A 10239-nucleotide genomic window follows, 5' to 3' on the forward strand; every position below is an offset into this window, starting at 1 on the left:
CCTATCGGGGTGGGGGTGACAGTCGTGCCGCGGCTGCGGGTGCGTTGTGGCTTGTCGCGCCCACGCGGCGGAGCCGCAAATTGACACAGCCCCGCGCCCCTGACGGGGCGCACCCGCCCGGGGCCCTACGTGTGCGAGTCGCGTACGCCGAGCCTCAGTTTCTGCTCAGAAGGCATGAAAGTTCTTTGTCGCGGCTCAATGCCCTGTCATGATCGCGGCATTGCGGGCGAATACTTGGGGGACCCAATTACTACAACTCGACGCTGTACACGCCTCGGCGTGTCCCAGCGTGCTCTTGCCGGCCTGAGCCTTGCGGCTGCGCTCATTTCTGTGACTGCTTGCTCGGCGGAGGACTCCGCGGCAAAGCCCAAGCAGCCCACCCAGCCGTCCAGGCTCGGCGCGGATGCGGCCATCGAGAGCCCGTCCGTCGACTCTGAGCAGCCCTCGGTGGATCAGCCTCCGGAGCTGGACGGGACCGAGACTGTTGCTGCCGAGCAGGGTGTGACGCACGGGAGTCGCAGTATCGAGTTCGACAAGGGGAAGAAGGGCGACGCGCTGATTGTCGCGGTGCGGTGTCAGGGCAAGGGGACGATCGACGTCATCGTGCGACCCGCTGAGGTTTCGTTTCCGCTCCACTGCCTCGACGACGAGGTGAGCACCGCCTACAACCAGGTCGGCGTCTCCGGTGTCGAAAACGAGGGCACCGTCTCCGTTGAAGCGCCCTCGACCGTGCGCTGGTCCATGACCATCGGCCGAGGCGAGGCCGCGGCCGATGAAGATCTTGCTCAAGCAGAGTCGTCGACGTAGCCCAAGAAGCGTGCCAGTGCCTCGTTGAACTCCCCCGGTCGTTCCAGGTTCGGCATGTGGGCCGCTCGCGGGACGACGTGGAGCGTGGCGTCGGGGAGGGCTTCCGCCATCGCCTTCGCGTCCGAGACCGGGGTGTACTCGTCGTCCTCGCCGACCACCACCACGGACGGGACCGTGACCCGGGTCAACAGGGCGCGGTAGTCGGGGCGTTCCGCCCGGCCGCGCAGGGCCGCTGCCGCGCCCGGCGGTGGCGTGGCGGTCATCATGCCGTGGACGTGGGCGGCCACGGACGCGTCGGCGTACGGCGCGACCATCTTGTGCAGGACCTCGTCCGCGTAGCCGCGCATGCCCTCCCTCAGGAGCCGGTCGGCCATGTCGTTGCGGGACTTCTTGCCGGCGGGGGTCTCCGGGGAGGCGAAGGTGTCGGCCAGGATCAGGCCCCGGATGCGGTGCGGGAACTGGGCGTAGCACTCCATGGCGATCTGGCCGCCCATCGACAGGCCGGACAGGACGAAGTGCTCCACGTGCAGTTCGTCCAGGAGGGCCGCTATGTCCTCGGCGAACGTGGAGAGGGGCGTGACGCCGGGGACGACCGGCGAGGCGCCGTAACCGCGTAGGTCCGGGGCGATCACCCGGCGCATCGGGGAGAAGGCGCTCACCTGCGGTGTCCACATCGTGTGGTCGAAGGGGTGGCCGTGTATCAGGACAAGGGGCAGGGGGGTTGAGAGTTTCGCGCCTTTGTCCTCGTATGCGAGGAAGGGAGCCATGAGTGGACCCTAGGCGGCATCGACTACTCGGTGCAATGAGAACTTTGCCCTCGGTGCAATCCTGAGGGTGAGGGGAGATGAGCGCGCGTGGAGGACTACCGGCGGATCGCCGACCGGCTGGCCGAGGAGATCCTCACCGGGCGGCTCAAGCCCGGTGAACGGCTGCCGCCGCAACGGGTGTTCGCGCGGCGGCGCCGTATCGCCGGGTCCACGGCCGGGCGCGTCTACGCGGAGTTGGTGCGGCGAGGGCTCGTGGTCGGTGAGGTGGGACGGGGGACGTTCGTACGGGCGGGACCGCTGCCGTCGGGGCGGGCGCTGGCCGAGGAGGGGGACGGGGAGGGCGAGGTCGCCGGGCCCCGTTTCAATCTGGAGCTCAACTACCCGTTCGCGGAAGGGCAGTCGGAGCTGCTCGCCGTCGGGCTCGCGCCGCTGCTGCGGGCCGATGTGCTCGCGGAGGCGACGCGTACGGCGCCCGCCACCGGCACGCCCGCCGCGCGCGAGGCCGCCGCCGGGCTGCTGGGCGGTCCGGGGTGGCGGCCCGCTCCGGAGAGGGTCCTTTTCGCCGGGAACGCCCGGCAGGCCATCGCGGGCGCCCTCGCCTCCCTCGTACGGCCCGGAGGGCGCGTCGGCGTGGAGGCGCTGACGTATCCGCTGGTCAAGGAGATCGCGGCACGGCTCGGCATCACACTCGTACCGCTCGCGATGGATGAGGAGGGGCTACGGGCCGACGGCCTCGTCGCCGCCCATCGCGCCGCGCCGCTGTCCGCCGTCTACGTCCAGCCGACGCTCCACAACCCCACCTCCGTGACGATGGGGGACAGGAGGAGGCGTGAACTGGCCAACGCCCTGCGGGAGTTGGACCTTCCGGTGGTGGAGGACCGAATCTGGTCGTTCCTCCGAGAAGGCCGGGTGGGCCCCACTCCCCTGGCCTCGTACGCGCCTGAGCGCACGTACCTCGTCGACGGGTTGTCCAAGCGCGTCGCCCCCGGCCTCACGGTCGGTTTTCTCGTCGTGCCGCAGGGGCGGGTGGACGCGGTCGCGGAGGCGCTGAGGTCGGGCGGTTGGACGGCGGGGCGGTTCGCGCTGGAGGCCGCGGTGCGGTGGATCGGCGACGGGACGGTCGAGCGGCTCGTCGCGGCCAAGCGGGCGGACGCGCGGGCGCGGCAACGGCTCGTCGAGGAGTGGCTGGGGGAGTTCGGCGTACGGGCCGATCCGTACGCGTACTACACCTGGTGGGAGCTGCCGCCGCCCTGGCGCGCGGACACGTTCACGGCCGCGGCGGCGGCACACGGGGTGGCGCTGACGCCGGGGCGGGCGTTCGCGGTGGAGCCCCAGCGCACGCAGGCCCAACACACGCAGGCCCAACACACGCAGGCCCAACACACGCGGGCCCAGCGCATACAGGCCGAACGCATGCAGGCCGGGCCCACGCAAGCCGCATCCACGCAGGCCGAGCGCGCGCAGGCCGGACCCACACAGGCCGCACCCGCGCATGCCGAGCGCACGCAGGCCGCGCGGCCCGCCACGCCGGGCTCCCCGGCGGATGCCGTCAGGCTCGGGCTCGCGTCTGTTTCCGTTCCTGAGCTGGAGGAAGCGCTGCGGATCGTGCGCGATGTCGCGCGACACGGCCCGTGAGCCAGACCGTCGCGGCCACCGTGAGGCCGAGGGCGAGGATCGTCCACGTCGCCGTGCGGAGGGTGGACGTGAGGGCGTCGTAGACCATGGCCGCCGCGGCGCGGGAGACGTGGGGCGGCAGGTCGGCGAGCGTCAGGGCGCGGCACACTGCCGTGGCCAGGACGAGGAGGGCCGCGCCCAGCGCCGTGCCCAGGGCCGTCGCGATGATCGCGCGGCGGCGGTGTACCGCGAGGAGGATGCCGCCGACGGCCAGCGTCAGCGCCGCGATCGGGAGCCAGAAACTCGCGAACTCCAGCATGCGGAAACCCTTCCGGAGCGCGGCCACTTCCCGGCCCTCGAGAACCGTGATCTCGTTGTGCGTAACGGGGATACGGTGCGCCAGCGGCACGCCGTCGGCGGCCAGCCGGTCCCTGAACTGCTGGGTGACGGGCGCGAGGTCGACCGTGACCGCGTCGTCGCGCTCACCCCGCAGGGCCCGTAGGACGGCGTCGTGCGCGGCCCGGTTCGCGGCGTCCCAGGCGGTGCGGAAGGCCGGCGTACCGGTGAAGGACCCCGCCGCCTCGCGCACGAACTGCCGGACCTCGCCCTCGAGCGGCCCGGCCTCGACCTTGGTCATGATCCCGTCGGTGACGGTGTCGGCGACCGCCCCGCGCACCTCGGGCCCGGCGGCGAGCGGCCCCATCGTGGCGACGTACCGCCGGGTGTCGCCGATCTCGTACTTCGCCCACACCGAGAGCCCGCCGAGCGGCAGGACGAGACAGCCGAGGACGATCAGTACCGCCGAGAGGACTTGTCGGACGAGGACCGTCCGAACACCGATTTTCCGATCACCGACTCTGTGCACAGCTCAAGAAAGAACCCCGGCCGTGCCCCGAATCCATCGGGGCACGGCCGGGGTGACTGCATCCGGACGCGGATTGCGTTCTTCCGGGGGACGGGGGCTCCCTCGCAGACCGGACCCCGCAACGGCTACTTGCTGCTACTTGCGGTTGTACAGCCGCATCGTCACCGGCCCGAGCACCGCCACGAACACCGCCGACCAGCCCAGCGTCCACGCGATCTCCTCGGTCGGCCAGGAACCGGCCATCAGATCGCGGACCGCCGAGGCGACGTGCGTGATCGGGTTGTTGTTGACGAAGGCCTGGAGCCAGCCGGGCATCGTCTCGGGCTTGACGAAGATGTCGCTGAGGAACGTCAGCGGGAACAGCACCATCATGCTGACGCTCATCACGCCCTTCTCCGTGCGCATCAGCAGACCGACCATCGTCCACACCCACGAGAAGGCGAAGCAGAAGATGATCAGCAGCACCACGCCCGCCGCCACGCCGGGGAAACCGCCGTCCGGGCGGAAGCCCATGATCAGGCCGACCGTCAGCATCACGATCGACGCGAGCAGATAGCGCACGGCGTCACCGAGCAGATAGCCGACCATCGTCGACGGCCGCCAGATCGGCAGCGAGCGGAAGCGGTCGAAGACGCCCTTCTCGATGTCGATGTTGACCGCCAGGCCCGTATACATCGTGATCATGGACACGGACATCACGAGGATGCCGGGCAGCAGATACTGGATGTACTCGCTGGGGGAGCCGGCCAGGGCGCCACCGAACAGGTACGTGTACATCAGCACCATCATGATCGGGAACGCCGTCACATCGAACAGCTGCTCCGGTACGTGCTTGATCTTGAGCATCGCCCGCCAGCCGAACGTCAGCGACGTCTGCAGCGCGTTCGGCCGCGGCGGCCGCTCCTTGGCGACGAGCAGTTCGGCCAGGCTTTCGGTGCGGACCGGGGCGAGTTCCGGGCTCTCGGTGGTCTGGGTCGCGGTGCTCATGCCGTGGCCTCCTTCGTCTGTGCCTCGGTCGTCCGGTCGTGGTCGGTCGGGCTGCCGGTGAGGGCCAGGAACACCTCGTCCAGGCTCGGCTGTCCCAGCGAGAAGTTGTCGACGATGATGCCCGCGCGGGCCAGTTCGGCGAGGGCGCGGGAGGCCTTCTCGGAGGGGCCGCAGCCGTTCAGGTCGCCGTTGCCGCCGACCCGGGCGGTCAGGGCCACCGGGTCGGGTTCCAGTTGTACGTCCGCGTCGAGGGCCTGCCTGAGCAGGAGCTCGGCGTCGGGGCGCTTCTCCGCGTCCCGCAGCCGTACGTGTACGGCGCCCGCGCCGACCGAGGCCTTCAGCTCGCCCTTGGTGCCCTCGGCGATGACCTTGCCCTTGTCGATGACGGCGATCCGGGACGCCAACTGGTCGGCCTCGTCCAGGTACTGCGTGGTCAGCAGCACCGTCGTGCCCTGGTCGACGACCGCTCGTACGATCTCCCAGACCTGGTTGCGGCTGCGCGGGTCCAGGCCCGTCGTCGGCTCGTCCAGGAACAGCAGGTCCGGGGTGTTGAGGATCGACGCGGCGATGTCGATACGGCGCCGCATGCCGCCGGAGTAGTTCTTCACCTGGCGGCCCGCCGCCTCCGACAGGCCGAACGCGGCGAGGAGTTGGGCCGCGCGGTCGTACGAGGCCTTCTTGCTGTGGCCCGTCAGGCGGGCCAGGAGTACGAGGTTCTCGGTGCCGGTGAGGTCCTCGTCGACGGAGGCGTACTGCCCGGTGAGGCTGACCCGGCTGCGGACCGCGTCGGCCTCCCGTACGACGTCGTGGCCGAAGACGTGGGCCTCGCCGCCGTCGGGGCGGAGCAGGGTCGCCAGCATCCGCACCGTGGTCGTCTTCCCCGCGCCGTTCGGACCGAGCAGGCCGTACACCGTGCCCCGCTCGATGCGCAGGTCCACCCCGTCCACGGCGCGGTTGTCGCCGAAGGTCTTCACCAGGCCGGCGGTCTCGATGGCCGGCCCTCCGGCCACGTGGTCGCTTTTCATGTCCGCCCCATCCAGTCCTCTACGAGTGCTGAGCTGTCGTTGAGATGTAGACCCCCACCGGGCAGCAAACTCATCGTAGATTTCGGCACCGGATCCGGCGTGAGCTTTTTGTCCTAGTCCCGCGGTCGGAAGTCATGCCGTGAAGGTAGCGGACATATAGGTCAGCTCATGTCCTCCTTCCCCTTCTCCTTGTCCTTCCTCTTGTCCTTCTTCTCCTTGCCTTGGGCGGCGCACTGGGGCTCCCGTCAGTTCTCCGTCGTGTAGAAGCGGTAGAACACGACCGCGAAGACGCCCGCCGCCACCGCGAACGCCACGGCCGCCGACCTCAGAACGCTCGAGCCGGTGAGGCCGTGCAGGAACCCGACCGCGACACCGGCGAAGCCCGCCCACGCGGCGGCGCGCAGTTCGCGCGGCAGGTGCGTGCCGAGCAGCCGCAGCCCGAGGTACCCGGCCACGAAGGCGACCGCGGCCACGACACCCAGCAGGACGTTCCAGCCGGTGATCGGCCCCGCGTCCCGCCCGATGGCGGCGGCCCACAGTCCGAAGACGATCCCTCCGAGCATGGGGGCGGTGAGCTTGGTTGCGACCCGCGCGGGACTCCCGTACCACCGAGCGGCGCGTGGCGCTGCATGAGCCATGTCTCCACTCCTCTCTCCTCGCCCCTGCCTCCAGAGCACACCTGGGGGGCGGGGCGGGCAAGTCGGAAGGGCCTATGTCACCCAAGACCCACGTGATCGAGTTCAGCGTCACGCTCGGGCCGTGATACGCAAGAGGACTGGTGGACGGTGGCTCTGCGCCGTCCTGGCGGCTTCCGCGGCACTCACCACGGGGTGTACAGAGTCGGTCGACGCCGCCGAACTGCCTGGTGTGTACTGCAGTTCCGAGACGGGCGGCGAGATCGAGCTCGGGTCCGACGGGACGTTCTCCGCCACCGGAATCTCGGCCGACGACGTCTCGATGTCCGCAGGCGCCGGCATCGTCGAGTTCAGCGGCACGTGGGACTTCCTCTGCGCGAAAGCGGACTGCGACTTCGTCTACCTGACGGCCGATGACGGTGATCTGGGAGGAGAGTCCGACGTCCAGCTCTACACGAAGGGGCCGGGGACGGTGTATCTGCACCCCGATCCGGACGGTCCCGTGACCTTGGAGCTCGACAAGGGGGACACCCGGTAGACCTTCCGTGCCGATTCCGGCATTTGGCGGCACCTGACCGGCAACGGCGGCGCCGTGCACCAGGTCGTCGGGCTTGTTCCCCGTACCGACCACTACGTCACTGAGCTGTCGGTGGCGCCCCCTGGCCCGGATACTCGGGGCGTGGAGTTCGTCGTTTTCGTGACCTTGCCCGGACTGGTCATCCTGCTGACCGTTGTGGCATTCGTGGATCAGCTGCTTCTCCATGCCGGGCGAGCCGGACTGCTGCCATGGCGGAACAGCGCCCGGCAGGGCCAGATATCGGCGACCGGGTTCGAGCAACTCCATGCGAGCTTTTCGCCCGGAAAGCAGAACGAACTCAAGGAGCGGCAGTCGGCACTGGTGATGCGGGACGACGAGGAAGACGGAGCGCCGCCGAACCGCACAACAGTGGACCTGGAGGGAGGGACCGCGGTCGTCCGGATGCCGCAGGCCGACGAGTAGAAGGCCAGCGGTACGGTCTCACCAGTCCGCCCTTGAGCCCGGCGGCCAGCCGTACTCGTTGGTCTCGGAGTCGCCCCGGTCGCAGAGCATCGCCAGCAGCACGATGGTCCCGATCACCGGGACCCAGGACCACAACCAATTCCAGCCGCTACGGCCGCAGTCGTGCATCCTGCGCACGAAGACGCCGAGAGTCGGCACGAACATGACCAGCCAGACGAGGGGGGCGAGCGTGGGCTCCAAGGCGATGGCCAGGGCGAGGCAGGCGAGATGCAAGAGGACGAACCACCAGTACTCGGCTCGGGAGGCACGCCCACCCCAGGAGAAGGCCTTGGTAAAGCCACGCTTGACCGCCACCGAGAAGCCCACCATCGCCCGCCCACCTTCGTCGTCGACGCCGACGAGCACGGTAGGCCGCCCCTACGGGGACCCCTCCCGACACAGGTTTACAGCCCGGCGCCCGTGGGCCGGTGGGTCCGCGTCCCGCGTAGGGGCGCGGGGCTGTGACATTTGCGGCTCCGCCGCGGTGGGGGTCCCCCTGCTCGAGCGCAGCCGAGAGTGGGGGAGCGACCGTCCACGGACGCCCCGCAGCCGCGCACAATCTCCGACACCCCACCCTGCCGGAGGCAGCGAGGCCTGGGGCGCAGCCCTCAGTTTTCGGGAAGGGGCGGGTTTCGGGGAAAGAAACCCCCGCGCTCACCACCCCGTGTGGAACAGATGGTTGACCGTAAGCGCCACCGTCACCTGGGCGGCCAGCCACCCCCGCTGGCCGCCCCGCGGCAGCAGCGCAGTCGCGGGCAGGAGCCAGAAGGCGAAGGGGAGCCAGATGCGTTCCGTCTCCGCCTTGCTCATGCCGGAGAGGTCGGCGACCAGGACCATGAGGAAACCGGCGAGGACCAGGCCGAGGAGACGGTCGGTGGTGGTCGGGGTGCCGGTGCGGAGCCGGCGGATCGCGGACGGGGCGGTGGCCAGCGTCCGGCGTAGGCCCGTCACCCCCGCCAGCCCTACGAGTAGCACCGTGCAGGCGAGGTTGGCCCACACGAAGTACCAGTACGGGCGGATGGAGGCCGCGCCCTGGTAGTAGCGCTCGACCAACAGGTGGTACGCCTCCCACCAGTTGAAGCCCGCGAGGGTGAAGGCGACGGGGGCGACGGCCGCGCCCGCCAGCAGGGGGAGGAGGAGCGTGGGGGGCCACCGTCGCCAGGTCAGCAGAAGCACGGCGGCGGCGGTGATCGCGAACAGGGTCAGGCCGTAGGAGAGGTAGACGGTGAAGCCGAGCAGCAGGCCGGAGCCGAACCCGTAGATGAAGGCGGGAACCCTGCGCCCACCGGTCGCGGCCAGCGCCAGCAGCGCCACCGCCCACGCCGCCACCGCCGCGAAGTAGCCGTCCGCCGAGGTTCCCACCCAGACCGCCGCGGGGGCTAGAGCGACGAACGGGGCGGCCCTGCGGGCCAGCGTCTCGTCGGCCAAGGAACGTACGGCGATGAGCACCGCCGCGGCGGCGGAGGCGCCGACCGTGATGCAGAAGACGCCCGCCCAGCCCCCGCCGCCGAGGCCGATCCGGTCGAGCCAGACGAAGGTGAGGGTCGCGGCCGGCGGATGGCCGGCGATGTGCGGGGGCCAGTGGTCGGGCGAGTCGATCAGGATGTGCTGGGTGAAGCCGCGCAGGGTCGCACCGATGTTGTCGAAGCGGTCGATGACGGTCAGGTACTCGTAGCGGGTGGTGAGCCGCCGCTCGATGCCGTAGTACCAGCCGTCGATCAGCGCGAGCGACCACGTCCAGGCCATGGCCACGAACCAGGTCACCGGGACCAACGCACGCCACGGCAGGCGGGCCGCGAGCGAGGGGCCGTACGCGATCACCGCCACGGCCACCGTGATCGCGGCCGGAGTGCCGGGCCCCACCTGCGGCGACCACCAGGCGTACAGCGGCGCCCAGGCGAGGTGCAGGTTGCCGTAGGTGTTCTCGAGGATGTGGCCGACGACGACGGCCGCGGCGAAGAGGAGTACGGCGGCTCCGGCGGCGTACAGGTCGGGGCGGAGGCCCCGGCGGGAGCCACGGGAGCCACGGCCGGCGTCCTGCCCGTTGCCGGAGCCGGCGTTCTGCCCGACGTCCTGGCTGGTTTCCAGGCCGATGTCCCGGCCGAGGTCGTCAGGAAGGCCGGCACGATCGTCAGGAATGTCGTCGCGGCCGTCACGGCCATCCCGGTCGTCCTGGTGCCGGTCGTCCCGGTGGCGGTCTGCCTGGTGGCGGTCGTCCTGGTTCCGCTTCTGGCCAAGGTCCCGGAGAAGGTCACGGTTCACAGCGGAAACGCTAGGGCCGAGGCTGCCCCTGGGCCTCCCGGCCAGCACGAACGTCAGCGTTTCGTCATGAGTCGAGCCCCCTTCGGCCCGCCCGAATCGTCCTACCGTCGAGGCATGAGTTTCCTGAGTCAACCTCTATGCCGCCAAGGGGGTGTCGGCGGTCGTGTTGATCTTTCCGTTGGCCTGGTGGATCTCGGGGTCGTAGCAGGCTCCGTCGCGCCAGCAGGCCCAGATCACC

At 70.2% G+C, this 10239-nt stretch carries 11 protein-coding genes; 4 read left to right on the forward strand and 7 right to left on the reverse strand.

Translation table 11 applies throughout. The annotated features are described in order from the left end of the window. The first annotated feature begins 279 nt into the window (after positions 1–279). On the forward strand, positions 280–807 hold the full coding sequence (locus G6048_RS50565; RefSeq protein ID WP_235991040.1) for a hypothetical protein: 528 nt from the start codon (positions 280–282) through the stop codon (positions 805–807). On the opposite strand, the gene G6048_RS43585 is transcribed toward G6048_RS50565, so the two are convergent. Continuing rightward, positions 786–1574: an alpha/beta fold hydrolase gene (locus tag G6048_RS43585; RefSeq protein WP_165345151.1), complete on the reverse strand. Its 789-nt coding sequence runs from the start codon at positions 1572–1574 to the stop codon at positions 786–788. The two genes, G6048_RS50565 and G6048_RS43585, sit on opposite strands and share 22 nt — an antisense overlap. Positions 1575–1661: 87 nt before the next feature. On the opposite strand from G6048_RS43585, the gene G6048_RS43590 reads away from it, so the two are divergent. Further along, entirely contained in the window at positions 1662–3209 is a 1548-nt protein-coding gene (locus G6048_RS43590) for an aminotransferase-like domain-containing protein (protein WP_165345152.1), read from the forward strand. Here the strand turns inward: G6048_RS43590 and G6048_RS43595 are convergent. From G6048_RS43595 to G6048_RS43610, 4 genes are all read right to left on the reverse strand, one after another. Next, positions 3124–4053 carry a hypothetical protein gene (locus G6048_RS43595; protein WP_328828717.1) on the reverse strand — a complete coding sequence of 310 codons (930 nt, stop codon included), beginning with the start codon at positions 4051–4053 and terminating at the stop codon, positions 3124–3126. The genes G6048_RS43590 and G6048_RS43595 overlap by 86 nt on opposite strands. 135 nt (positions 4054–4188) lie before the next feature. Next, entirely contained in the window at positions 4189–5040 is an 852-nt protein-coding gene (locus tag G6048_RS43600) for an ABC transporter permease (RefSeq protein ID WP_165345153.1), read from the reverse strand. After that, entirely contained in the window at positions 5037–6065 is a 1029-nt protein-coding gene (locus G6048_RS43605; protein ID WP_165345154.1) for an ATP-binding cassette domain-containing protein, read from the reverse strand. The genes G6048_RS43600 and G6048_RS43605 overlap by 4 nt, the downstream gene beginning before the upstream one ends. Positions 6066–6310: 245 nt before the next feature. Continuing rightward, positions 6311–6703, reverse strand: coding sequence for a hypothetical protein (locus tag G6048_RS43610; protein WP_235991041.1), 393 nt, complete (start codon positions 6701–6703; stop codon positions 6311–6313). Between the two features lie 121 nt (positions 6704–6824). On the opposite strand from G6048_RS43610, the gene G6048_RS43615 reads away from it, so the two are divergent. Together G6048_RS43615 and G6048_RS43620 are read left to right on the forward strand one after the other, a co-directional pair. After that, positions 6825–7238: a hypothetical protein gene (locus G6048_RS43615; protein WP_165345155.1), complete on the forward strand. Its 414-nt coding sequence runs from the start codon at positions 6825–6827 to the stop codon at positions 7236–7238. 141 nt (positions 7239–7379) lie between these two features. Beyond that, entirely contained in the window at positions 7380–7700 is a 321-nt protein-coding gene (locus tag G6048_RS43620; protein WP_165345156.1) for a DUF6191 domain-containing protein, read from the forward strand. 18 nt (positions 7701–7718) lie between these two features. Here the strand turns inward: G6048_RS43620 and G6048_RS43625 are convergent, their stop codons facing one another. After that, the gene (locus tag G6048_RS43625; RefSeq protein WP_206342861.1) at positions 7719–8105 is read right to left on the reverse strand and encodes a DUF805 domain-containing protein; all 387 of its coding nucleotides are present in this window, start codon (positions 8103–8105) and stop codon (positions 7719–7721) included. 288 nt (positions 8106–8393) lie between these two features. Continuing rightward, a complete protein-coding gene (locus tag G6048_RS43630; protein ID WP_408056230.1) occupies positions 8394–9833 on the reverse strand; it encodes a hypothetical protein in 1440 nt (479 codons plus the stop codon). Positions 9834–10239 lie beyond the last annotated feature (406 nt).

The sequence above is a fragment of the Streptomyces ureilyticus genome (assembly GCF_011045025.1).
Taxonomy (GTDB): Bacteria; Actinomycetota; Actinomycetes; order Streptomycetales; family Streptomycetaceae; genus Streptomyces; species Streptomyces ureilyticus.

Coding starts and splice junctions, on each gene's coding strand:
- G6048_RS43605 (WP_165345154.1), bottom strand. CDS start 6,065: ATGAAAAGCGACCACGTGGCCGGAGGGCCGGCCATCGAGACCGCCGGC.
- G6048_RS43585 (WP_165345151.1), bottom strand. CDS start 1,574: ATGGCTCCCTTCCTCGCATACGAGGACAAAGGCGCGAAACTCTCAACC.
- G6048_RS43600 (WP_165345153.1), bottom strand. CDS start 5,040: ATGAGCACCGCGACCCAGACCACCGAGAGCCCGGAACTCGCCCCGGTC.
- G6048_RS43610 (WP_235991041.1), bottom strand. CDS start 6,703: ATGGCTCATGCAGCGCCACGCGCCGCTCGGTGGTACGGGAGTCCCGCG.